Genomic DNA, 22,656 nt, shown 5'->3' with positions numbered 1-22,656 from the left:
GTCAGCTTCACGGCCAACGTGCCCGAGGGCCAGTACCGCATCGCCAAGGTGAGCCGGGCGGCGGACGGCATCAAGGCGAACTGTGCAACCGGGGCCTGCCCGCTACCAAAGCGCCGGCCGGCAGGCGAAGACAACCCGCAACGACGACGGCCCCCCAGCATCCGCCATCACGCTGAGGGGCCTTCTCTGCGTTCCGTCAGGACTGCTTGGCGAAGCTGACGAACGCCTTCCAGGCTTGCGGGTCGAACGTGAGTGCCGGGCCGGACTGGTCCTTGCTATCCCGCACACCGACGATGCCGGAGAGGTTGTCGGCCACCTCCACGCACTGCCCGCCGTTGCCCCCACTGCGGCTGCTCTTGCGCCACACGGCTCCGGTTAGGTTACTCATTGCTACATCTCCTTGGCGATCGTGGCTAATAGGTCGGCCGATCGGTCCGCATCGAGCGACAGACCTTCGAGCGCTCTCCACCTCACAGAGTAAGCCGCAACCTCTGCTGGCTTGTCGAGATATAAAGCGCCAGTCAGTGACTCGCTGTATACCGTCGTGGGCTCCGGTGTTCGGATTCCGATAGATGGAAATTCCAACATGACGAAACCACCGCCGGTCAAGGCGTAGTTGGGCGGCGCGACCCGGGGCACGATGCGGATCGTCGCGATCTCCGCGGCTACCTGGTTGTGAAGGTGGCTGAGCTGGTCCGCCATGGCAGGGAACGGCCGGCGCAACACGCTCTCGTCCACAATGACCTCCAGGCGTGGAGGCTCCGGGTGCCTTCGCTTGAGGATCTTCTGGCGCTCCATGCGGAGCTCGACCAGGCGTCCGACTTCCTGCTCCTTCAGCTCCGGGTGCGACCGAAGCAGGTGTTCGGCGTAGGCCCGCGTCTGAAGTAGCCCAGGAAGCGAGTCCGGCTCCCAGTGCCGCAGGCGCGACGCTGCCGATTCCATCCCGACGTACAGCTCAAACCAGGTCGGCAAGGTGTCGCCGTAGGCGTGCCACCAGCCGTTCGCCTTGGTCTCAGCGGCCAGCGCGATCAGCGCCGATGTCATCTCGGCGGACATGCCATACAGCACGCACATGGCCATCACGTCGCGTGCCTTGACCGCTGAGCCGCCGCCTTCGATCCGGTACATGGTGGACCGAGACCACTCCAGCGCCTCGCCGGCAGCTTCCAGGGAAAGTCCGGCCTCTTCGCGGCCCTGCTTCAGATACCGCCCGAGTTGTCTGCGCGGTATGGAAGACCCCGCATGGGTCATGCGGCCCCCTTGTCTCAGATTGGAGCAAGCCATCCATCGATTCTGCGACTGATTCTCGCTGGTTCGCGGGAATGGGACAACCAGAATGACATGTGTCATCGTAAATCATTGCCCGATCACGCTCGGCGACGGAGAGTGTCCTCAAGCGAACTCGCTCCACAGTGAATGGGCTACTGCGGGTTCGCCGGGGCCGCCCCACCTCCCCCGTGGTGGAGCGGCCCGCACACAGGATTCGGGGTTCAGGTCGTGGAGGGGATGAGTAGGTCGCGGCCTGGGCTCCCTCAGCAGGCAGGAGGGGCGCGATGCTCAGCGATGACGACGCCGACCTGGTCCTTCCACGGCACAGACCGCATCGATCGAGACGCTTCCCCGGTGGTCGGAAGTGTGCGTGCCCCTCCTGCCGCACCGGCCGCAAGCAGGCAGCGAGCGCACCTGAGCAGCCAGTAGGTGGCCAGGGCACGCCACCTACTGCCGGTCCCATACCGCCCTTCAACCCCTTATGGAACGAGCCGACGCAGATCAATTGGACGCTGGCCGCCGAACTGGTGACCCGCAGGCAGGAGATGACGCATGAGCACCCTCACCACGCAGATGCATCCGCCGCTCGCTGGCCCGAAGGCAGACCGCCCCCGGGCGCATGGCGAGGAGAAGCCGCACACCCCACTGCGCCCGATGTGGTTCTGCCGGGCTGATGGCCAGCAGTGGCCCTGCCCGGAGGCCAGGCTCAGGCTGAGGCGTGAATTCGAGTACAACGTCCCCGGCCTCACGATCTACCTGGCCGGCTTGTACTACGAGGCCACGAGAGATCTCTACCGCCTGAATCCACACGACGGCCCTAGCCCGAGCGAGCTGTTCGCGCGCTTCGTGTCCTGGAGACCGTTCCGCGAGGACGCCGCCGAGCACCCCAACCTGGCCAGCGGCGCATAGGTTCCCACCACCCCGAGACGCCCGGCCTGGCCGCCTCCCGTGGAAAGCAGACGACCAGACCGGGGTGAAGGTGCGCCACCGGCGCGGGGACCGAATCCCCGCATGGCAGTACACCGAAAGGAGATCGTCTCATGGCGATCGAACAGCCGCTCGACCTGTACGAGGTCGACGCCTCCGGCGTGAACCTGCGCAAGCTCTGCGGAGGCGGCATCACGAACACGATGGAGAGCTGCGTCGCAGCCGCCATCCTGCCGGGCAGCGAGGACGCCATCATCCTGGGTGACTCGAAGCTCGGTGCCGACACGCCGACCCTGCGGTTCACCCACGACGAGCTGGACAGCTTCTTCGCCGCGTACCAGGCCGGCGAGATCGTCTGATCGACCAGGGCTGGCCGCGTGCGCTACGCGGCCAGCCCGTACTCAGGGGGAACAATGACGCTGGTGACGCACCATTGGCACGGTTACGGGCCGTGGACCGGTCCACACCAGTTCTTCAGCCGGGAGCACGATCATGAACGACGACCCGGCATCGCCGGCACCACGGCGGGCGACACGTTCCTCCGGGCCACGGTGCCACCGCTGGAGACCGGCTATTACCTTCTGCGCCGCCTTCAGACGGCGCAGGAGCGGACCTGGACCGACGTGCAGGGAGCGCTGGGCTGGCTGACGAGACTTTATGCCCAGCAGCCACCCGACTCGGCGCTCAGCTATCTGGACGAGGCCGCCCGCATCGAGCACACCCATTCAGGTCTGGCGGGTGGAGCCGATGCCATCTGGCAGTACACGCTCAGCTTGAGCGGCAACAGGACCATCGAGTACGCGGTCATCTGCTGCCCGCACCGCCACCACACCAGGACGCCTTGCCCCCTCCCACCGAACTGACTTTCGCTCATGGGAGAAGCACATGTCCCTCGAAATGATCCTCGGCCACGAGGCCGCCAATATCGTTCTCAGCGAGTGGCCCGAGCACCCGTACACGCTGAAGCTGCCGAGCGGCAGCCCGATCCGACCGGAAGTCAACGCGCAGACGATCCGAGGCTTCCTCGACGCCGGCTGCGCGCCGAGCAGCTACGTGAACGTGTTCCATCGGGGCGAAGGGCTGCACCCGGCCCGCTTTACCGCCGATGACCGGGTTGCCCCAGCCTCCGTCCAACTCCTGCTCGACCAGGGTTGCACCATCCAGCTCCGCGAGTTGAATCGGTGGTTCCCGCCCCTGAGCGCAGTCTGTACGGGCATCCAGGCAGAGACCGGCTGCCCGGGATACGTCACGGCCTTCATCACACCGCCGAGCAAGCAGGGCCTCGACTACCACTGGGACCAGTACCTCGGGATCGTGGTGCAACTCCAGGGGACGAAGACCTGGGAGCTGTTCAAGCCCAAGGTCGACGCGCCCTACCGCGACCACTTGATGTCGACGAACCTGTGGCAGGACGGCTGGGTCAAGCAGTGGCAGAAGGATGGCCCGTACCAAACGGTCGAGTTGATCCCCGGTGACATCCTCGTGCTGCCGCGAGGCTGGGTGCACAACCCGCACTCGCGGAATGCCGTCGAGACCAGCGTGCACCTGACCTTCGTGCTGAAGGAGCGCGTGCCGCTGTGGGTCGCCGAACGGTTGGTTGGCAGTGCGATCAACGACCCCCGCTTCCGCGCCGTCATCCCGCCTTCAGGGCTCGGCCCTGCGACCATGCCCACGACAGTCGAGCAGACGCGGTCACTTCTAATCGACTACCTCTCTGGGCTGAACGTTGAGGAGATGTCGAGGGCGCTGCGGCGCGCTGCTCAGCAGGAAACCAGCCACGCCATGCTGTGAGCCGAAGTGAAGCGGGCCAGCCTCATCGAGGCTGGCCCGCTTGCCTGCACACCCCGTACGGCCTGGCGGAGCTCGCGGCGCTCGACGACGGCTCAGCCCGGCGAGTACAACGCGTCGATCTCGCTCCGCTGCGGCAGCGCCACCGAGGCGCCGAGCTTGCGTACGCAGGCCGCGCCGGCCGCCGCCGCCCAGCGTACGGCGTCGACGACGTCCCGCCCCTCGCCCCAGCCGACCGCCAACGCGGCCGTGAACGCGTCGCCGGCCGCCGTGGAGTCGACGACGTCGACCTGGACGGCGGGTACGTGCACCTCGACGCCCTCCCGGTCCACGTACCAGGCGCCCGCGTCACCGAGGGTGAGCACCGCGCGGGGCACCAGGTCGAGCAGGGCCCTCGGCTCCTCGCGGCCGCGACCGGTGAACGCGTGCGCCTCGCCCTCGTTGACGATCAGCAGGTCAACCGCATCGAGCAGTTCCGGCGGGAGATCCCGGGCGGGTGCGGCGTTGAGGACCACCCGGGTGCCGGCGGCGCGGGCGGCCAACGCGGCGGCGGTCACCGTCTGCACGGGGATCTCCAGCTGGGCGACCAGGACGTCGGCACCGCGTACCGTGGCCAGCTCCTCGTCGGTGAGGCCGACCAGCGTGTCGTTCGCCCCCGGGGTGACCACGATGGCGTTCTCCCCTTGGGCGTTGACCAGCACGAGCGCCACGCCGGACGTGCCGTACACCACCCGCAGGTGACCGGTGTCCACGCCGGCCGCCGTGATGCGGGCGCGGAGCGTCACGCCGAACGCGTCGGAGCCGATCGCGCCGAGGAACGCGCACGAGGCCCCGGCACGGACGGCGGCGATGGCCTGGTTGGCGCCCTTGCCGCCGGGCACCATCACGAAGTCGGTGCCGAGCATGGTCTCGCCCGGCCGGGGCAGCGACGGGGCCATCGCGACCAGGTCCATGTTGGCGCTGCCCACCACCGCCACCCGGGTCTGCGACACGGTCACCCGCTCAGGCGGCGCGCGCGGTGTAGCGGTCGCCGGAGCGCTCGACCACCAGCGGCAGACCGAAGGTCTTGGAGAGGTTGTCGCCGGTCAACGTGTCGGCGAGCAGGCCCTGGGCGACGACCGCGCCCTCGCGCAGCAGCAGCGCGTGGGTGAACCCGGGCGGGATCTCCTCCACGTGGTGGGTGACGAGCACCATGGCGGGGGCGTCCGGGTCGTACGCCAGCTCGGCCAACCGGGAGACCAGGTCCTCGCGGCCACCCAGGTCGAGCCCGGCGGTGGGCTCGTCGAGCAGCAGCAGCTCCGGGTCGGTCATCAGTGCCCGCGCGATCTGGACGCGCTTACGTTCGCCGTCGGAGAGGGTGCCGTAGCGACGCTCGGCGAGATTGCCGACACCGAGCTGGCTGAGCAGTGCCCGCGCCCGGGCCACGTCGCCGTGCTCGTAACTCTCCCGCCAGCGCCCGACCACCGACCAGGCGGCGGTGACGACCACGTCACTGACCTGCTCGTCGGCCGGCACGGACGCGGCGAGCGCGGCGGTGGCGAGGCCGATGCGGGTGCGCAGCTCGTTGACGTCGGTGCGGCCGATGCGCTCACCGAGGACGTACGCGACGCCGGTGGTGGGGTGCAGCCGGCCGGCCGCCAGGTTGAGCAGGGTGGTCTTGCCCGCGCCGTTGGGGCCGAGCACCACCCAGCGCTCGTCCAGCTCGACGCGCCAGGTCAGGTCCTGCAAGAGGGGGTTGTCGGAGCGGCGTACGCCCACGCTGTCGAGGCTGACCACCAGATCCGGGTCCACGGGTGCGGCGGCAGGCGCGGCGCCGGCAGCGCCGGGGATCAGGTCACCAGTCACCGGACCATCCAACCACGCAGCGCCCGCGCGCCCCCCATGGGCGGGGCTCTGGCCATAGGGTGAGGCACCGTGTCGTTGATCACCACACCCGAGGGACGGCCCATGCCCGGTCGAGGTTGGGAGCCGCGCGGATGAGCGCGGTCATCGAGATCGAGGGTCTGCGCAAGACCTTCCGCAGCGTGCGCAATGGCAACAGGGTGGCGGTCGACGGCTTCGACCTGCTGGTCGAGGCCGGACAGATCCACGGGTTCCTGGGGCCCAACGGCTCCGGTAAGACCACCACGCTGCGCGCCCTACTCGGGCTGGTCCGTGCCGACGGCGGGCGGATGAGCGTGCTCGGCGAGCCGTCGCCGGAGCTGCTGCCCCGGGTGGCGGGTCAGGTCGGCGCCATCGTGGAGAGCCCGCAGTTCTTCGGCAACTTCACCGGCCGTCGTACGCTCCGGCTGCTGGCCCGCGCCGGTGGGGTGTCGATCTCCCGCGTGGACGAGGCGTTGGACCTGGTGGGTCTGCGCGACCGGGGCGACGACCGGGTGAAGAGCTACTCGCTGGGCATGAAGCAGCGCCTCGCGGTGGCGTCCGCGCTGCTGAAGGACCCGCGGCTGCTCATCCTCGACGAGCCGGCCAACGGCCTCGATCCGGCGGGCATCCGCGAGATGCGCGACCTGATGCGGTCGCTCTCGGCGGCCGGGGTGACCGTGCTGGTGTCCAGCCACATCCTGGGCGAGATCCAACTGATCTGCGACCACGTCACGATCATCTCGCGGGGGCGGCGGGTGGCGGCCGGCCGGGTGGACGAGGTGCTGGCGGGTCATGACCGGCACGAGTTCCTGGTCCGGGTGGACGAGCCGGAGCGGGCGGCCGACCTGCTGCGCACGGCGGACCTGACGGCTGTCGCCGACGGTACGGCGCTGGTGGTGAGCGGGACGACCGACCCGACGGCCATCAGCCGCGTCCTCGGTGAGCAGGGCCTGTGGGTGGCCGAGCTGACGCCGCTTCGGCCCGACCTGGAGAGTGTCTTCCTGGAGCTGACCGGGGCCGGCGAACACCCCTCGGTGCCCCGCCAGGTCGACGAGGCGGCGGGGCCCAGGGGTGCCGACGGCACCCCGGTGATCGATCTCGACGTACGGGGAGTGGACGCGTGAACCTGGTCCGGGCCGAGTTGGAGCGGCTCTCCGCACGCCGCTTCGTGCAGCTCATGATCGTCCTGTTGGTGCTGGCGTTCGGCATCACGGCCGCGACCACGCTGGCCGGGTCGCATCGGCCGAGCGCCGACGAACTCTCCTCGGCGCGGCAGCAGGCCATCGAGGCGCGGCAGAACATGGAGGTCAGCTACCAGCAGTGCCTGGCCCAGCGGGACGGGATCTCGACCCCCGACACTCAGGAATACCTGCCCGCCGACTGTTCGGACATGGACCCGGCCCTGCAGGACCGGTTGCCGATCGCGTCCGACTACCTGTCGGGGGTGTTCAACTTCGCCGAGCAGGCCAAGCCGCTGCTGTTCTTCCTCATCGCGTTCCTGGTGCTGTTCGGTTTCCTGGTCGGCGCCTCGTACATCGGGGCAGACCTGAACTCCGGTGGGGTGGTGAACCTGCTGCTGTGGCGGCCACGCCGGTTGACGGTGCTGGGCACGAAGCTGGGCACCCTGCTGGCTGCCATGTTGGCGCTGGCGGTGGTGGCCTCGGTGGCCTACCTGGCCACCTTCTGGGTGATCGGGCAGACCGCCGGGCTTGCCGGGCAGCTCGGCGGTGACTTCTGGAGTTCGCTGGGCGCCATCCACGGCCGTGGTCTGGTGCTGGTGCTGCTGGCCACCGCGTCGGGTTTCGCCATCGCGACGCTGGGCCGGCACACGTCGGCGGCGCTCGGAGTGGTCGCCGCGTACGCGGTGGTGTGGGAGCTCGGCGCGCGGCTGGTGCTGGCGATCGTCGACGCCCGGCGGCCGGAACAGCTGATGCTCTCGACGTACATCGGGGCGTGGCTCGACGGCGAGGTGCGGATCTGGGATGCCCAACTCTGCCGGCGCAACGTCAGTGGGGTGTCCTGCGACGGCTTCTACACCCTGACCTGGAGACCGTCGCTGGCGGTGCTGCTCGTGATCGCCGGTGGGTTGACCGTGCTGGCCTTCGCCGCCTTCCGCCGCCGTGATCTGAACTGAGGGGGCAGCGGCCGCCCGGCGGCAAGAGCTTGCAGCCGGGCGGTTAGCGGTGAAATATTCCTTCACATGACCGCCCCAGCGGGCTCAGCCGACGGTGGAGCCGAACACCTCGTCGCGGACGGCGTTCAGCGCCGTCCGCAGCGCGCCGCGCAGGATCGGCTCCTCGGTGAGGCCGGTGGGCAACACCCGGGGCCGGACCAGGGTGATCGCCGCGACCTCCCGCTGCACCCGGTCGGCGAGCGCCGCGCCGCCGGCCTGGCCGACCTCGCCGGCCAGCACGACCAGCGGTGGGTCGAGCACCACGCAGGTGCTGGCCACACCGAGCGCGAGCCGGCGGGCCAACTCGTCGAGCATCGGGCCACCGTCCGCGCCGGCCGCGACCGCCGCACGCACCGCTCCGGCGGCGTCCGGTGCGGAGAAGCCGTGTTCGCGGGCGACCGCGCGTACCGAGTCGCCGCCGATGACCTGCTGGAAGGCGGGCTTGGCGCGCCGCGAGACGTCGCGCGGGATGGGCGCGCCGGGCACCGGCAGGTAGCCGATCTCTCCGGCCGCGCCACTACTGCCGTGGTGCAGTCGTCCACCCAGCATGATCGCCAGGCCGACGCCGGCGCCCACCCAGACCAGGACGAAGTCGGCCACGCCCTGTGCGGCGCCGGACTGCGCCTCGGCCACCGCCGCCAGGTTGACGTCGTTCTCGAAGACCACCGGCGTGTGCAGGTCGTCCCGCAGCGCGGCGAGCAGACCGCTGTGCCAGCGCGGCAGGTTGAAGGCGAAGGTGATGTCGCCGGTCTGCGGGTCGACCAGGCCCGGCGTGCCGAGCACGATTCGTCGGACGCTGCTGAGCTGCGCCTGCGCGCTGCTGGCGGCCTGCACCACCGCGTTGTGCACCACGCCCACGGGATCGTCGGTGTCGCGCGTCGACTGCTCCACCCGGCCGATGACGGCGCCGGTGATGTCGGCGCAGGCGGCCACCACCCGGTCCGGCCCGACGTCCACCCCGACGACGTGGGCGCTGCTCGGGCGCACGGCATAGAGCTGGGCGTTCGGCCCCCGACCGCCGGCCTGCTCGCCGACCCGACTGACCAGGCCGCGCTCCTCGAGACGCTCGACGAGTTGCGAAGCGGTGACCTTGGACAGGCCGGTCAGTTCGCCGAGGCGCGCCCGGGTGAGTGGTCCACGCTCGAGGAGCAGTTCCAGCGCCGCACGATCGTTGAGCGCCCGCAACAGGCGGGGTGTGCCGGGCAGCCTGGTCGCACTCATGCCACGTCCTCTAGTTTTAGTAAACTTTGCTAACTGTAAACCGACCTGCGAACGGGTAGCCGTAGCGTAACGGCCGCCCGGAGGCAGAGCGCTCGGCCGACCCGGCAGGGTGCCGACCACCGCGGGTACACGTTCGTATCCACGGGGAGCGAAGGGGGAGATCTCGTGGGGCTCGATCCAGGACTGCGCCGGCTCGCGCTGGGCACGTTGCTCGCCGCGTACCCGGGAGCGGTCCCGCCGGAGTGGGCGGTCGACCTGGTGGCCGACGGGCTTGCCGGGCACACCCTGTTCGGCACGAACGTGCACGACCCCGCACAGGTGGCGGCGAGCACCGCGGCACTGCGCGCCGGCCGGTCGGACGTGCTGCTCGCCATCGACGAGGAGGGTGGCGACGTGACCCGGCTGGCCCACGCCACCGGCAGCCCGTACCCCGGCAACGCCGCCCTCGGCGCGGTCGGCGACGTGGCGCTCACCCGCCGGGTCTACCGGTCGATCGGGGCGGAACTGGCCGCGCTCGGCATCACCGTCAACCTGGCCCCCACCGTCGACGTGAACACCGCCGACGACAACCCGGTGATCGGCACCCGCTCGTTCGGCGCCGATCCGCTCCTGGTGGCCGCGCACTCGGCCGCCGCCGTCAGCGGCCTCCAGGCCGCCGGTGTCGCCGCCTGCGCCAAGCATTTCCCCGGCCACGGCGCGACAGTCACCGACTCCCACCACGAGCTGCCCACGGTGGACGTTCCGCTGGAGCTGCTCCGCCAACGCGACCTGCCGCCGTTCGCCGCGGTCGTCGCCGCCGGCGCCCAGGCCGTGATGACCGCGCACATCCGGGTGCCGGCGCTGACCGGCGACGGTCCGGCCACCTTCAGCCGGGCCGTCCTGGTCGACCTGCTGCGCGACGAGTACGGCTTCACCGGCACGGTGATCACCGACGCCCTGGAGATGAAGGGCGCGGCGGTGGCCGCCGGAGGCGTCGGGCCGGCTGCCGTGCGGGCGCTGTCGGCCGGCGCCGACCTGCTCTGCATCGGCGCGCAGGTGGACGCCGCGCTGGTCGAGCGCGTGGCCGCCGAGATCGCCGAGGCGACCAGCGACGGCCGGCTGCCGATCGCCAGGGTCGAGGAGGCGGCCGGCCGCGCCGCCGCGCTCGCCGCCTGGACCCGGGCCGCGGGCGGGTCGCCGGCAGACCCCGAGCCCGATCTGGGGTACGCGGTGGCACGCCGGGCGGTACGCGTAGAGGGGCTGCTCACCGGCCTGGAACAGCCGCTGGTGGTGCAGGTGCACACCGAGTCCACGATGGCCGAGGGGCGGGTGCCGTGGGGACTCGGCCCACACCTCGACGGCGCACGCGAGATCCGCGTGGTCGCCAGCGAGACCGATCAGGCGGCCGTACGCGAACTGGCCGGGGATCGGCCGATCGTGCTGGTCGGTCGCCATCTGCACCGGCTGCCCGGCGGTCCGGAGCTGATCGACGCCCTGGCCGCCGTGCACCCGGTGACCGTCGTGGAGATGGGCTGGCCGGCGGCGTGGCGACCCACCGGCGTACGCGCGTTCGTCACCACGTACGGCGCGAGCCACGCCAACGGTCGGGCGGCTGCGGAGGCGCTCGGCCTGGCGGGCTGAGTCGGAGCGACCACAATCGTGGGTGCCCCTCTCTTGAACGCGTTCAATTACTCATCTACGCTGATGCCGTCAGCGGTTGAACATGTTCAAAGGAGGCTTCCACGTGGACATGAAGGTCTGGATGTACCTGGTCTACCTCGCGGTCAGCATCGGCCTGACGATCTGGGTGGCGCGGGCGCTGTCCCGCAACGGGCTGGTCTTCCTCGAAGAGGTCTTCGCCGACGAACGGCTGGCCGCAGCGGTCAACAGCCTGCTCGTGGTCGGTTTCTACCTGCTCAACCTCGGCTACGTGACGGTCGCCATGAAGCACCGCGACTCGGTCTCGTCGACGAGCCAGGCGATGGAGGAGCTGTCGCTCAAGATCGGCCTGGTGCTGCTGGTCCTCGGCGCGCTGCACTTCTTCAACGTCTTCGCGCTGGGCCGCTACCGCCGCAACCGGCTCCGTCAGCTCGCCACGCACCCGCCCATCGCGCCGATCGGTCGACTCCCCGTGCCACCCGCGCCGTACGGCGCCCACCCGGCCGGCCCCTACCCGACCGGCCCCTACCCGGCCGGCCCCTACCCGGCCGGCCCCTACCCGGTCGGACCGCAGCCCGGCACCCCAGCACCACACGGCACCGCACAGGCCAGCACCGCACCACACGGCACCGCACAGCCCGGCACCGCACAGCCCGGCACCGCACCGCCCGGTGCCGACGGGCCGGGCACCGGGTCTCCGGCCCGATGACCGCCTCGCCTGTCAGCGGGTCCTCCCAGACTCCGGATCCCACCGCGTTCGGGGGTGGTGGGATCCGGGCCTTCACCGTCCTCTTCGACGCGAACTGCCCGCTCTGCCGCGCCGCGCGCCGGTGGCTCGCGTCCCGCGCCCAACTCGTACCCCTGGAGTTCGTGCCGGCCGGCTCGACCGAGGCCCGGCGGCGCTTCCCCGGCCTGGACCACGACGCGACGCTGCGTGACCTGACCGTCGTGGCCGACACCGGCGAGGTGTACGCGGGCGACGGCGCGTGGTTCGCCTGCCTCTGGGCGCTGGCCGACCACCGGTCGGCGGCCGAGCGGCTGTCCCAGCCACACCTGTTGCCGCTGGCCCGGCAGGTGGTGGCGGCCGCCTCGGCGATCCGGGAGCGGGTTCGCGATCCGTGGGCCGAGCCGATCGACGAGCCGGCGGGATACCGTGACCTCGATGACCGAGCAACCTGCGCCGACGACCACTGCGGGTGAGCCTGCGACCGCCCGGGGCGAGCAGACCCGGCAGCTCATCCGGGACACCGCGATGCGGTTGTTCCGCGAGCGTGGCTACGCCCAGACCACGATGCGGGCGATCGCGCAGGAAGCCGGCGTGGCGGTGGGCAACGCGTACTACTACTTCGGTTCGAAGGACCACCTGATCCAGGAGTTTTACGCACAGTCCCAGGCCGAGCTCCGGGCCAGAGCCCAACCGGTGCTCGACCGGGAGGAGGCGTTCGCCGCCCGGCTGGCGGGGGTGCTGCACGCCGCCGTCGACGTGCTCACCCCGTCGCACGAGTTCGCGGCGACCTTCTTCAAGACGGCGGCGGAACCGACCTCACCGCTCAGTCCGTTCTCCGCGGAGTCGTCCGGTCCACGGCTGGCGGCGATCGACCTGTTCGCCGAGGTGCTGACCGGCTCGACCGCCAAGGTCGACGCGGAGTTGCGTACTCAACTCCCCGAACTGCTCTGGCTGGGGTACATGGGGGTCATCCTCTACTGGGTGCACGACCGCTCGCCCGGTCAGGTGAAGACCCGGCAGCTGATCGACGGCGTGGTGCCGTTGATCGACCGGCTCGTGGCGCTGTCGCGACTGCGGGTGCTCCGCCCGGTGACGCGACAGGTCGTCGACCTCATCCACACGCTGCGTCACTGACCGGATCATCCGCGTCGCCCGGCGTCGTAGCAGGTCAAGTCCACTATTCGACACTCCGACTCGACAGCTCGCATCTTGCAGCTTGCAGTTTCGATACGTAGCGTGATCGATATCGGATCGGCGCGTCGGTGGCGCGGCCGATCTCGGAGAGAGCCGGGGCCTGGGGGCAGGTTGCGGACCGTGGATCCGGCCCGGGATCCACGGTCCGCGCACTGAACCCAGCCGTGGGGCCGTTCAGCGCGGATACACCCCGTACGCCCGCCAACCCCGGTCCGGGAAGCCCGCCGCATCCGCGACCCGGGCCGAGGCGTGGTTGTCCCTCTCGTGCAGGTACGTCGGCACCGCGCCCTCGTCCAGGACCCGCCGTGCCGCCTGCGCCACCAGCCGACGCGCGAGGCCCCGACCCCGGGCCGCCGGCACGGTACCCACTGCCAGCTCGTGTCCGTACGCGTCGTGACGTTTGATCGCGGCGCCGGCCAGGTAGGCGCCGTCGGCGTCGCGGACCACGAGCACCGGCCTGTCGAACAGCCGCAGCCAGGGCGGTAGACCGGGTGCGGTCGACGGGGTCCACTCCCCCACGTCGGGCAGCGCAGCGGGGGAGAGAGTCCAGCGGAACGGGCCGTCGTGCAGGCAGAAGGCGGGGTGTCCGACGGTCTCCGGCAGTGCCGCGAGCATCCGCTGCGGCGCGCGCTCGATCAACGCCCGGATCGCGGCGACGCGGTCCGGCGCGACGGAGAGCACCGCGCTCTGACCGGTGTCCACGGCGAGGGCCGGACGCAGTCGGCCGTCCCAGGCCGGCACGGCCCGCCGATGCGAGGCGACCACGTGCAGCCCGGACCCGGCCGGCCACTGGCCGAGCCAGGAGGCGAGGTGCAGCTGCAACCGCCGGTCGAGCATGCCCACCTCCCCGTCACCACCCCCGAACGTCGTGATCACCGTACGCCTGGACGCCCGACCGGGCGGGCCATCGCGTCAGGGCGAAGTGCCGCCCGAGATCTGGGAATCGGCTCGTCATATCGACCGTCATAGGTATTTCCATACCTGGACACCTTTGTCTGCCACGGTATGGGCATGCCGATTCAGCCGAACGACCGCCTCCACCAGCACCCGACGCGCCTCTGGCGGGCGGCGGAGGCCGCCGCGGACGTCCCGGCCCAGGCGCGGTATCGGATGATCCGCACGGCGGGTGGATTGTCCTGGGCGGCATTGAACGAGCTGCCGGTCGGCAGCTTCAGCCGGCACGGTCTCAACACGCGCTGAGCCCTTCGTCCGGTGGTCGGGGACGACACACCGCAGGAGGACCAGCGACGGTATTCGCACACCTGTCGGGTAATTTCTTCCAGGTCCGGCACCCCGGCCTACGACAGGAGAAGCTCCGCGCATGGGCAAGAAGACGATCCACGTCTCCGACTTCACCGGAACCGTTCTGCAGCAGGACGGCGAGGTGGTTCGTGTCGTCGTCCTGGAGCACCCGGACCTGGTCGCCGGGCCCGTGCAGCTCGACGCCACCCCGGGCGAGGTGGAGAACATCGACGACGCCGCGCTCGACGTGGCGGTGGTCGAGATCCACGACCGGCACGGTGGTGGCGAACCACGACGGGTGGTCCTCACCGCAAGCGAGTTCGATGCGATGGCCACCGACGTCCCGATGGCCCAGTTGCTGAAGACGGCCGAGCGGGTCCGCCCGCCCAAGGCCCGCAAGAGCGTCGAAAAGATCGACTACGGCACGCTGGAACACGCCGGCAAGCCGCACCGGGGCAGGGTCACCGAGGAGGAGGCCCGACTGGTCCGCGAGCAGCTCGACGAGGTCAACAAGCGGCTCGCCGACGCGGGCGTACGCCAGATCGACCCGGCCGATCCGGAGCACGCCCTGCGCTACGGCTTCCCCGACGTCTCCTGAACGGGCACGTCAACAGGTCTTCTTCGCCCGCTTGCGGAAGGCGGTCTCGGTGACCGCCTTCCGCTTGCCGGCCGCTTCTGGGACCAGGACGTCTCCGGGCCCGAGCGCGGTCAGCTCGTCCAGCGTGAAGTGGACGGGGATGGCGTCGCGCTGCGTGCCGTAGGCAGCGGCCGAGTATTCGACGGCGGGATCGAAGGCGACAAGCGTCTGTTCGTCGACCGTCCAACCCGGCGGCAGTTCGAAGACGGTCACACTCGTCACCTCGGCGTCGCCCTCGCGGTCGACGGTCCAGCTCGCGGCCGGCGTGGGCTCGATGGTGAAGACGCTGATCCGCTCCATCTCGAACACGGCGCACTCGGCGAACAGCAGCACCGGCCGACCATCGACGGCCCGGACCGCCAGCACCGGCTTGTCCGCGGGGCTACAGGCCGACATCCCGGCCAGGGCGGCGACCATCACGAGGATGCCCACCACCCCCCGATTTCCAGCGCCCCGGCGGGACATCCGTTCGTCGGCACGTCGCATTCCACTGCCCCCGTCCCGCCGACATCGATACACCGGCATGTCTCCGTTCGGCAACCCGAGGCTAGGCGAGGGGGCGGCGACGTGCGGCCCCTACCGGGCCTCGTCGTCGGTCGCGGACGCCTTGACGACGGCCGCGAGGGCGGCGGACAGGTCGCCTTCGACGGCTTCCTTGGTCAGGCCCAGATCGGTGAGCACGCCGGTCCCGTCCTCCTGCTCCAGCAGGGCGAGCAGGAGGTGCTCGGTGCCGATGTAGTTGTGGCCGAGGCGCAGCGCCTCCCGGAAGGTCAACTCCAACGCCTTCTTGCCGGCGGCGTTGTAGGGGATCAGGTCGGGGACGTCGTCGGACCTCGGCGGGAGGGCGGCACCGACGGCCTCGCGCACGGCCTCGGGGGTGGCGCCCCGACCGGTCAGCACCCTTGCGGCCAGCCCGTCGGGCTCGGCGAGCAGGCCCAGCACCAGGTGCGCGGGTCCGATCTCGGGGTTTCCGGCGGCCCGGGCCTCCTCCTGCGAGGCCATCACCACGTTGCGGGCGCGCGGGGTGAACCTCCCGAAGCCGGCGTTCGGGTCGAGCGCCGCCGCATCGGTGGAGCCCTTCGCCACGAAGCGCTTTTGGGCGGCCTGCTTGCTGACCCCCATGCTGCGGCCGATGTCGGTCCAGGAGGCGCCCGAGCGCCGGGCCTGGTCGACGAAGTGACCGATCAGGTGGTCGGCGACCTCACCGAGGTGGTCGGCGGCGATCACCGCGTCGGTGAGCTGGTCGAGCGCGTCGGTGTGGGCCTTCTTGATGGCCTGGATCAGGTCGTCGAGCTTGACGGAGTTGCTCATCTGGAATGGTTCGGTCATGCCGTCAACCTTAGGTTGACGGCTGCCGTCTCGTCAACCCATGGTTGACGGTTTCGGTCGAACGGGTGCCGGTTATGGTGGGCGCGGCCGCACACCGGAGGAGGGCCGCCATGCGTCTGCACGTGGGGTGCGCGATGTGGAGTCACCGGTCGTGGCCGGGCCACTCGCTGCCCTCCGGAGAGCGCCTACGGCACTACGCCAGTTGGTGCGATGCCGTGGAGGGCAACACCACGTTCTACGCGACCCCGGCCCGGGACACCGTGGCGTCCTGGGCGGCGCAGACGGATGCCGACTTCCGGTTCGTCCTCAAGCTGCCCAAGGTGATCACGCACGAACGCCGGCTCACCGACGCCGGCGGGCCGCTGCGCGCCTTCCTGGACGCGATCGAGCCCCTCGGCCCGCGCGTGCACGCCCTCTGGGTCCAGCTGCCGGGGTCGTTCGCGCCCGCCGACGTACCCATGCTCGGTCGGTTCCTCGCGCAGCTCCCGGCTTCCCACCGGTATGCCGTGGAGGTCCGCCATCCCGCGTTCTTCACCGAGCCACGCGCGATCCGGCTGCTGGAGGAGACCCTCACCGCAGCGTCGGCCGAGTGGATTCCCTTCGACACCACCGCGTTCTTCAGCCGCCCGCCGACAAGTGACGCCGAGCGCGACGCCTGGACCAAGAAGCCCCGGGTGCCGCTGCGGGCCGTCGCGCTGACCGACCGTCCGATCGTGCGTTACCTGGGTCGCGACGACGACACCCGGACCGTCGAGGGGTGGCAGCGCTGGGTCGAGGTCGCCGCCGGCTGGCTGCGCGAGGGCCGCTCCCCCACCATGTTCGTCCACACGCCGGACAACGCCGACGCCCCGCAGCTCGCCCGCCGCTTCCACGACGAGGTACGCGCCCGAGTGCCAGGCCTCGCCGCGCTGCCCGACCCGACACCTGTCGAACCCCTGACCCTGTTCTGATCGCCGGCCATCACGGCTCGCGGTCGAGGAGCGCGTTGAGGTGGTGGGCCGTGCTGATCAGGGAGAGGTGACTGAACGCCTGCGGGAAGTTGCCGATCTGCTCACGGTGGGCGCGATCTCCTCCGAGTAGAGGCCCAGCGGCGTGCTGTACGTCAGCATCTTCTCGAACGTCAGTTCGGCGTCGTCGATCCGTCCGGCCTGGGCCAGCGCCTGGACGGACCAGAAGGTACACATGCTGAAGGTGCCCTCGGAGCCGGCGAGCCCGTCGGGCGACGCCTTCGGGTCGTATCGGTAGACCAGGCTGTCCGAGACCAGCTCGTTGTCCATCGCCCGCAACGTCGACAGCCACATCGGGTCGTTCGGCGCGATGAAGCCGACGCCGGGCATCGCGAGGAGCGAGGCGTCGGTGATGTCGGTGCGGTAGTGCTGCACGAAGACCTGCCGGCCCGGATGGAACCCACGGGCCATGACCTGCTCGTAGATGGCGCTGCGTTCGGCCGCCCAGCGGGTGGTGTCCGCCGGACGCCCCCGGGCCCGTGCGAGGCGGATGGCCCGGTCGAGCGCCAGCCAGCACATCATCCGCCCGTAGGTGAAAACCTGCCGGCCGGACCGGGTCTCCCAGATGCCGTCCTCGGGCTGGTCCCAGTGGTCGCAGAGCCAGTCCATCAGGCTCGCCGTCTTACGCCACCCGTCGTACGACGCCATCAACCCGCTCCGGTCGGCGAGGTGCAACGAGTTGAGCGCCTCGCCGTAAAGTCGTCCCCACGCTGAACCCCCTCGTCAGGCTGACGGCGACGACTACCCGGGAACCCGCGCGCTACACGAACGCCGTCCCGACGTCCGGGCGAGGTGTCGGTGGCCGCCGATAGCGTGGGCGCCTGACGACATCGACGGAAGGACATTGGATGAGCCTGCGCGGATTCGCCACCCTGAACATCTGGGCCGACGACGTGGCGGCGGCCACCGACTGGTACGCCCGATTCCTGGGCCAGGAGGCGTACTTCTCGCGGCCCGGCCCCGACGGGCGTCCCGCCTACACCGAGTTCCGCCTCGGCGACTACCAGGCGGAGCTGGGCATCATCGACCGCCGGTACGCGCCCCCAGGCGCGGCGAGCGGGCCCGGGGGCGCGGTCATGCACTGGCACGTCGACGACCTCGACGCCACCGTGGATCGGCTCCTGGCGCTGGGCGCCACGGAGTACCAGCCGATCACGCCCCACGGAGACGAGGGTTTCGTGACGGCGGCGGTGGTGGACCCCTTCGGCAACGTGCTGGGCGTCATGACCAACCCGCACTACCTCGACATCCTCGCCTCACTCCGGGCGGTCTGAGCTCGGCGTCCCCGTTCCCGCCGCTCGATCCTGGTGGTCCTGGTCCACCGCCTGCCGCACCAGCGCAGCCGCCCTCTGGGTCTCGATCCCGCTGGCGATCAGCAGATCGTGGGCGGCCGCCCGGAACTCCCCCACCGCGACCAACCCGGAATAGCCGAGACGATGGATGTGCGGGCGGGTGGAGTCCCGGACGGCTCCCTGCGCGCGTCCGACCAGCTCGATGCCCGCCAGGATCTGGTCGCGCGCCTCCCTGGGCTCCGCACCGGTCTGGATCGCCCGACGCAGGGTCGGCAGCGCGTCGGCCAGCAGGTCGATGGCCTGCGGAAACTCCTCGGGAATCGGTTCGTCGTCCTTCAGGGCTGTCGTCAGTCGCCGGCACAGAGAGCGGCAACCGTGCAGGCTCCGCTCCAGATGCCTGATGGCCGTGGTGTGCAAGTCCAGGGAATCGCGCTCGCGCCACCGCAGGGGTGCCAGCCGCGTCACCTCCTGCGCGGCCCCGAGCCCGTCGTTCAGAGCGCCCAGGCGGGGATCGAGCTCCCGCAGTCCGCGCAGGCTCCGCTCGGCGTCACCGAGATCGCGCGTCCGCAGCGCCGCGGCCAACTCATGGATGAGGTCGGCCGCCGGCCCGACCACCGGCTCGGCCAGCCGCAGCAACGTCCGCTGCGGATGGATGGGCACCAGGAGCAGACCGACCCCCAGCCCAACCAGCCCACCGACCGCCGCGTCGACGAAGCGGGGGATGGACAGGTCGCGTAGCGGCGGTTCCAGGGTGGCGATCAGCACCGCGGTGCCACCGGCCTGGGTGAGGAGCGATCCGCCGCCCTTGAGCAGGATGGCGACCCCGATCGCCAGCACGACGACCACACCCGTCTGCCAGGGCCCGATGCCGAAGAACGGCATCAGCGTGTCACCGACCGCCAGCCCCAGGGTCACACCGACCAGCAGCTCGATGGTGCGCCGCAGGCGCGACCCCATCGAGGCCGCCACGATGCCGACCGCGGTCGTCGGCGCCAGGACCGGGGAAGAATTGTCCAGGAATTGGTACGCCACGAACCAGGCGATCGCCGCGGCGATGCCGGCCTGCACCGCGAGCAGACCGAACAGGCGCAGCCGCCAGGCACGCGAGCGCAGCCCCTCGCGTGCCCGCGCCCGTACTCGGTCGATCCGGGACTCCCGATGGCGCACCGGCTCGCCGTCGGCCTCCGACCCCTGGTGGGCAGACATTCGCGCCGCATACCCGGCGCGAGGGGACCTATCCGGCGCGGTGTTGCCTGCACGGAATCCACAGTTGTCGACGTCTGCTGTACTCGAGAGCGAGCATTCCCGGCGAAGGAGGCCACTGCCATGTCCACCTCCGAGTTCAGCCCCGACTCTCTGCGTACGCTGATCCGCGCCGGCGCCTGGATCGGCGGTCCCGACACCAGGAAGGCCGCAGTACACCTGTTGACCTCCACCAAGCTGCCGGACCAACCCGGCTTCGCCGACCTGGTCGACGTCGTGCAGATCCCCGAGTACGACGACGGCCACGACATCCAGGTAGCGGTCATCCGCGACTGGCCGGCGCTCCTCGCGCTACCGGCGGTCGAGCACCTGTCCGACGACGACCGACGGCTGCTCGCCCTGGCCGGCAGCCTCGCCACCGGGCAACCCGTCGACCTGGCCACCAACGCCGCCGTCAAGGGCCACGAGCACGCCGCCAAGGTCGCCGAGGCGATGGTGATCGCCGCCGGCTACCACATGAAGTACGAGGTCAAAGCGACCGAGCGACTGACCACGAGGTTCGCCAAAGCCTGACGACCTGCGTGGGTTTGGGACTTCCCTCGGCCAGACGTCGCGGCATCACTGGCCGAAGCGCTTGATCGAATGCGGTAGCCGGCAGAACTGCTCTACGGAGTGGAAACATTCTGAGGACGGTCGTCGTCGCGACCGGTCTGGGGTAGCCCGGACGCAGCGGCGATGGCCTCAACGGCCTCGTCCAGTCCGGTCGTCTCGGGCAGAACGAGTTCGTCAGGCCAGCCCAGGACGTCGTGAGCGGCGTACCAGCCGCTCATCTGCTCGGCGGTGAACTCATTGACCTGCGGGCGGGTGAGGTGCCGGCGCAGGGTTTCGGCCAGCGACACGTCGAGATAGCAGAACAGTGACCGGCCGCGGTGGCCGTCCCGCAGTGCGGTCAGCATGCTTCGGTAGCGACTGGTGTGCATGATGCCTTCCACGACCACGTGGTAGCCGTGGTCGAGCGCGAACCGAACGGTTTGCCCGATCAACGCCGGCGCTGCCCCGCCGGGCTCGTCCCGCTCCCGCAGCAGGATGCGGCGCAGGTAGTCCTGCTCGACGAGGGCACAGCCCCGGCCGTGCCGGCGTCGTAGCTCGCGACCGATGCTGCTCTTGCCCGAGCCGGAGTTGCCCCGGATACAGACGAGGATCGTGTCCGGGGTACCGATGGGCTCAGCGACCACGAAGCCTGCCAGCATGGCCGGTGGACGAGACCTCACCACATCCTCTTCGCTGCCAGCAGAAGGGCGCGAGTGCCGGCCCCGGAGGGCCTCATGGCAGGAGCAGGTGGCTCAGTGTCGGCGCTGCGGCAGGACGAGCAGCGTCACGGAGTTCGCCGGGTACGTCGCGCTGATGCCACCCCGGGTCACCCGCAGATCCGCACCTCGGACGATCGAGGTGAGATCGGCCGGGCCGTAGGTGAACCGCTGCGCCTTGTCCCCGGCCTGGAATCCGGCGAGCGCGAGCCGCGAGGTCAGATCGCCGCCCGTCTTGTTGACCACCATCACCGTGAGCGCCTTGTCGGACGAGCGCTGCGCGGCGTAGACCGCCAGCTGGCCCTGGTCGCTGCTGACCGCTGACACGCTCACGTCGCCGAACCTGCTCTTGGCGCCGTCGTAGTTCCGGTACATCCGGAACGCGTACGCGCCGGGGTCGGTCGGCGCGGGTTCGCCCCAGATGGTCGCGAGGTCCAGACCCTCGCGCCCGAAGATGCCCAGGACATCGGCCTGCGCGAGCGCGCCGTTGATGTCGTCCAGGGCGCCCCAGTTGTATTCGGTGATGGCGACCTTGGTGCCGGGGTAGTACTGCGCGACCCACGCCTTCATCTGGCGGATGAACTGCAACGGCGGCGCGTTCACCCCACCGGGGCCGATCCACGACTCGTCGACGTACGTCGGATCCCACAGCGACCGGGTGGACCGCAGCCGCAGCGCGTTGGATTCCGCGTCCTTACCGCCGCTGATCTGCGGGTAGTAGTGCTGATCGAAGTAGTCGAGGAATCGCTTTCCGCCGTGGGCGTCGCCGAAGTCCTTCATGTTCTTCAGATACCACTGGGAGAGGTTGAGTCCGCCGTGCGCCGCCGCGTCGGCACCCGGCGCACATCCGTCCACGCCGGACGCCACCCATTCGCAGTAGCCCCAGCCGGACGGGCCGAGCACTGCCGCACGGGGGTCGGCAGCCTTGATCGCCGCAGCGGTCGCCGTGCCCTTGCCGCCCAGCTCGTCGTAGCTCACCGGCTCGGGATGCACGTCACGGTGGGTGGAGTTCCACAGCACCGGCTCGTTGTCGAGTTCGTAGATCGACACGCCGCCGCGGGACGCCGGACCGAACTGGTTCACGAGATGGGACACCATCTCGCCCGCGAACGACGCGTCGGCCGGGATCGAGGTGTCCGTGGGTACGGCACCGGTCAGGTTCGCGTCGGCGTGCCGGCCGTTTCCACAGTTGGGGTCCCACTGGTCGAACGAGTCCTGCTCGGGAAAGCGGGTGGCCGGGAAGCCGCAGGCGAACGGGTGCTGCGAGGGCGAATCCTTCGCCACCCATCCGATCAACGGCACGGCGACCACCTGCTTGGTCCCGCGGTCCCGGTTCCGCTGGACGAACGCCTCGACCGTGTTGTCAGGTCCGGCCACGATGTTCTCGAAGTACCAGTCACTACCCGTGTTGTAGGTGTGGTTCTTGAAGTTGTAACGGCTGGTCGCGTTACCACCCCACCGAGCCACCGGCGTGCCGAGTTCGGTGACGAGCGCGGGGTCGCCCCCGTTCATGCCGTAGATGTCGGGGCTGATCGCGTGCCGAGCGGCAGACACGTCCACGGTGAGGGCGAGCCCGGCGGCAGCCTCCGCCGGGCCGGCGACGGCCTGGGTGGTCAGCAGCCCCACCACGAGCGATCCGGCCACACCCATCACCGTGGCAGAGCGCGGCTTGCGCCGTCGTTGCACACCCATCAGAGACTCCCACCGCCGATCGACCCGGGACGGACCGAACCCGCAGACATATTACTGCCTGTCAATGTTGAGTCAATCGAGTTGGATCGATACAAGTGAGATGGGGCGGAACACCCCGCCGTCGCAGTCGTCGTGCCTGACAAGCTG

At 70.3% G+C, this 22,656-nt stretch carries 27 protein-coding genes; 15 read left to right on the top strand and 12 right to left on the bottom strand.

The window, feature by feature from the left end; translation table 11 throughout:
- Positions 1 to 196 precede the first annotated feature (196 nt).
- Positions 197 to 388: a DUF397 domain-containing protein gene (locus ABZV06_RS11360; RefSeq protein ID WP_355232909.1), complete on the bottom strand. Its 192-nt coding sequence runs from the start codon at positions 386 to 388 to the stop codon at positions 197 to 199.
- Between the two features lie 2 nt (positions 389 to 390).
- Positions 391 to 1,251: a helix-turn-helix transcriptional regulator gene (locus tag ABZV06_RS11355; protein WP_355232908.1), complete on the bottom strand. Its 861-nt coding sequence runs from the start codon at positions 1,249 to 1,251 to the stop codon at positions 391 to 393.
- A 591-nt stretch (positions 1,252 to 1,842) separates the two neighbouring features.
- On the opposite strand from ABZV06_RS11355, the gene ABZV06_RS11350 reads away from it, so the two are divergent.
- From ABZV06_RS11350 to ABZV06_RS11335, 4 genes are all read left to right on the top strand, one after another.
- The gene (locus ABZV06_RS11350) at positions 1,843 to 2,178 is read left to right on the top strand and encodes a hypothetical protein (protein WP_355233087.1); all 336 of its coding nucleotides are present in this window, start codon (positions 1,843 to 1,845) and stop codon (positions 2,176 to 2,178) included.
- A gap of 131 nt (positions 2,179 to 2,309) precedes the next feature.
- Positions 2,310 to 2,555, top strand: coding sequence for a DUF397 domain-containing protein (locus ABZV06_RS11345; RefSeq protein ID WP_355232907.1), 246 nt, complete (start codon positions 2,310 to 2,312; stop codon positions 2,553 to 2,555).
- A 63-nt stretch (positions 2,556 to 2,618) separates the two neighbouring features.
- Positions 2,619 to 3,059, top strand: coding sequence for a hypothetical protein (locus ABZV06_RS11340; RefSeq protein ID WP_355620542.1), 441 nt, complete (start codon positions 2,619 to 2,621; stop codon positions 3,057 to 3,059).
- Between the two features lie 22 nt (positions 3,060 to 3,081).
- Positions 3,082 to 3,987 (top strand): cupin domain-containing protein, encoded by a 906-nt coding sequence (locus tag ABZV06_RS11335; RefSeq protein WP_355232905.1) that lies wholly within the window; start codon positions 3,082 to 3,084, stop codon positions 3,985 to 3,987.
- A gap of 92 nt (positions 3,988 to 4,079) precedes the next feature.
- Here the strand turns inward: ABZV06_RS11335 and ABZV06_RS11330 are convergent, their stop codons facing one another.
- Both ABZV06_RS11330 and ABZV06_RS11325 read right to left on the bottom strand, forming a co-directional pair.
- A complete protein-coding gene (locus ABZV06_RS11330; RefSeq protein ID WP_355620584.1) occupies positions 4,080 to 4,976 on the bottom strand; it encodes a ribokinase in 897 nt (298 codons plus the stop codon).
- A 10-nt stretch (positions 4,977 to 4,986) separates the two neighbouring features.
- Positions 4,987 to 5,829: an ABC transporter ATP-binding protein gene (locus tag ABZV06_RS11325; protein ID WP_355232904.1), complete on the bottom strand. Its 843-nt coding sequence runs from the start codon at positions 5,827 to 5,829 to the stop codon at positions 4,987 to 4,989.
- 131 nt (positions 5,830 to 5,960) lie between these two features.
- Between ABZV06_RS11325 and ABZV06_RS11320 the strand changes: the two genes are divergently transcribed.
- Positions 5,961 to 6,971 carry an ABC transporter ATP-binding protein gene (locus tag ABZV06_RS11320; RefSeq protein WP_355232903.1) on the top strand — a complete coding sequence of 337 codons (1,011 nt, stop codon included), beginning with the start codon at positions 5,961 to 5,963 and terminating at the stop codon, positions 6,969 to 6,971.
- Complete coding sequence (locus ABZV06_RS11315; RefSeq protein ID WP_355620539.1) at positions 6,968 to 7,981, top strand: ABC transporter permease subunit; 1,014 nt, start codon at positions 6,968 to 6,970, stop codon at positions 7,979 to 7,981. Before ABZV06_RS11320 ends, ABZV06_RS11315 begins: the two co-directional genes overlap by 4 nt.
- Before the next feature lie 84 nt (positions 7,982 to 8,065).
- Here the strand turns inward: ABZV06_RS11315 and ABZV06_RS11310 are convergent, their stop codons facing one another.
- Positions 8,066 to 9,241: an ROK family transcriptional regulator gene (locus ABZV06_RS11310; protein ID WP_355232901.1), complete on the bottom strand. Its 1,176-nt coding sequence runs from the start codon at positions 9,239 to 9,241 to the stop codon at positions 8,066 to 8,068.
- A 165-nt stretch (positions 9,242 to 9,406) separates the two neighbouring features.
- On the opposite strand from ABZV06_RS11310, the gene ABZV06_RS11305 reads away from it, so the two are divergent.
- From ABZV06_RS11305 to ABZV06_RS11290, 4 genes are all read left to right on the top strand, one after another.
- Entirely contained in the window at positions 9,407 to 10,861 is a 1,455-nt protein-coding gene (locus tag ABZV06_RS11305; RefSeq protein WP_355232900.1) for a glycoside hydrolase family 3 N-terminal domain-containing protein, read from the top strand.
- Positions 10,862 to 10,970: 109 nt separating this feature from the next.
- A complete protein-coding gene (locus ABZV06_RS11300; RefSeq protein ID WP_355233085.1) occupies positions 10,971 to 11,588 on the top strand; it encodes a hypothetical protein in 618 nt (205 codons plus the stop codon).
- Entirely contained in the window at positions 11,585 to 12,079 is a 495-nt protein-coding gene (locus ABZV06_RS11295) for a DCC1-like thiol-disulfide oxidoreductase family protein (protein ID WP_355232899.1), read from the top strand. Before ABZV06_RS11300 ends, ABZV06_RS11295 begins: the two co-directional genes overlap by 4 nt.
- Positions 12,042 to 12,740, top strand: a complete 699-nt coding sequence (locus ABZV06_RS11290) for a TetR family transcriptional regulator (protein ID WP_355232898.1) — start codon at positions 12,042 to 12,044, stop codon at positions 12,738 to 12,740. The genes ABZV06_RS11295 and ABZV06_RS11290 overlap by 38 nt, the downstream gene beginning before the upstream one ends.
- A 234-nt stretch (positions 12,741 to 12,974) precedes the next feature.
- On the opposite strand, the gene ABZV06_RS11285 is transcribed toward ABZV06_RS11290, so the two are convergent.
- On the bottom strand, positions 12,975 to 13,637 hold the full coding sequence (locus ABZV06_RS11285; protein WP_355620536.1) for a GNAT family N-acetyltransferase: 663 nt from the start codon (positions 13,635 to 13,637) through the stop codon (positions 12,975 to 12,977).
- A 174-nt stretch (positions 13,638 to 13,811) separates the two neighbouring features.
- Between ABZV06_RS11285 and ABZV06_RS11280 the strand changes: the two genes are divergently transcribed.
- The gene (locus ABZV06_RS11280; protein WP_355232897.1) at positions 13,812 to 14,000 is read left to right on the top strand and encodes a DNA repair protein; all 189 of its coding nucleotides are present in this window, start codon (positions 13,812 to 13,814) and stop codon (positions 13,998 to 14,000) included.
- A 121-nt stretch (positions 14,001 to 14,121) separates the two neighbouring features.
- Entirely contained in the window at positions 14,122 to 14,640 is a 519-nt protein-coding gene (locus ABZV06_RS11275) for a hypothetical protein (protein WP_355232896.1), read from the top strand.
- 9 nt (positions 14,641 to 14,649) lie between these two features.
- On the opposite strand, the gene ABZV06_RS11270 is transcribed toward ABZV06_RS11275, so the two are convergent.
- Both ABZV06_RS11270 and ABZV06_RS11265 read right to left on the bottom strand, forming a co-directional pair.
- Entirely contained in the window at positions 14,650 to 15,165 is a 516-nt protein-coding gene (locus ABZV06_RS11270; RefSeq protein ID WP_355620533.1) for a hypothetical protein, read from the bottom strand.
- Between the two features lie 90 nt (positions 15,166 to 15,255).
- Entirely contained in the window at positions 15,256 to 16,008 is a 753-nt protein-coding gene (locus ABZV06_RS11265) for a Clp protease N-terminal domain-containing protein (RefSeq protein ID WP_355620530.1), read from the bottom strand.
- 134 nt (positions 16,009 to 16,142) lie between these two features.
- On the opposite strand from ABZV06_RS11265, the gene ABZV06_RS11260 reads away from it, so the two are divergent.
- Positions 16,143 to 16,958: a DUF72 domain-containing protein gene (locus tag ABZV06_RS11260; RefSeq protein ID WP_355620581.1), complete on the top strand. Its 816-nt coding sequence runs from the start codon at positions 16,143 to 16,145 to the stop codon at positions 16,956 to 16,958.
- 57 nt (positions 16,959 to 17,015) lie between these two features.
- Here ABZV06_RS11260 and ABZV06_RS11255 read toward each other — a convergent pair whose 3' ends face one another.
- Positions 17,016 to 17,666, bottom strand: a complete 651-nt coding sequence (locus tag ABZV06_RS11255; protein WP_355620578.1) for a glycoside hydrolase family 15 protein — start codon at positions 17,664 to 17,666, stop codon at positions 17,016 to 17,018.
- A 197-nt stretch (positions 17,667 to 17,863) separates the two neighbouring features.
- Between ABZV06_RS11255 and ABZV06_RS11250 the strand changes: the two genes are divergently transcribed.
- Complete coding sequence (locus ABZV06_RS11250; RefSeq protein WP_355232893.1) at positions 17,864 to 18,289, top strand: VOC family protein; 426 nt, start codon at positions 17,864 to 17,866, stop codon at positions 18,287 to 18,289.
- Here ABZV06_RS11250 and ABZV06_RS11245 read toward each other — a convergent pair.
- Positions 18,272 to 19,513: an FUSC family protein gene (locus ABZV06_RS11245; protein WP_355232892.1), complete on the bottom strand. Its 1,242-nt coding sequence runs from the start codon at positions 19,511 to 19,513 to the stop codon at positions 18,272 to 18,274. The two genes, ABZV06_RS11250 and ABZV06_RS11245, sit on opposite strands and share 18 nt — an antisense overlap.
- A gap of 120 nt (positions 19,514 to 19,633) precedes the next feature.
- Here ABZV06_RS11245 and ABZV06_RS11240 point away from each other — a divergent pair, with 120 nt between their 5' ends.
- Positions 19,634 to 20,083: a hypothetical protein gene (locus ABZV06_RS11240; RefSeq protein ID WP_355620527.1), complete on the top strand. Its 450-nt coding sequence runs from the start codon at positions 19,634 to 19,636 to the stop codon at positions 20,081 to 20,083.
- Between the two features lie 92 nt (positions 20,084 to 20,175).
- Here ABZV06_RS11240 and ABZV06_RS11235 read toward each other — a convergent pair whose 3' ends face one another.
- Together ABZV06_RS11235 and ABZV06_RS11230 are read right to left on the bottom strand one after the other, a co-directional pair.
- Entirely contained in the window at positions 20,176 to 20,745 is a 570-nt protein-coding gene (locus ABZV06_RS11235) for a kinase (protein ID WP_355233081.1), read from the bottom strand.
- Positions 20,746 to 20,853: 108 nt separating this feature from the next.
- Positions 20,854 to 22,509 (bottom strand): glycoside hydrolase family 44 protein, encoded by a 1,656-nt coding sequence (locus ABZV06_RS11230; RefSeq protein ID WP_355620524.1) that lies wholly within the window; start codon positions 22,507 to 22,509, stop codon positions 20,854 to 20,856.
- Positions 22,510 to 22,656 lie beyond the last annotated feature (147 nt).

This window comes from Micromonospora sp. NPDC005172 (genome assembly GCF_040608555.1).
GTDB lineage: Bacteria > Actinomycetota > Actinomycetes > Mycobacteriales > Micromonosporaceae > Micromonospora.
Note: the sequence above shows the minus strand (reverse complement) of the source record. Positions and strands in the feature narration are given on the sequence as shown.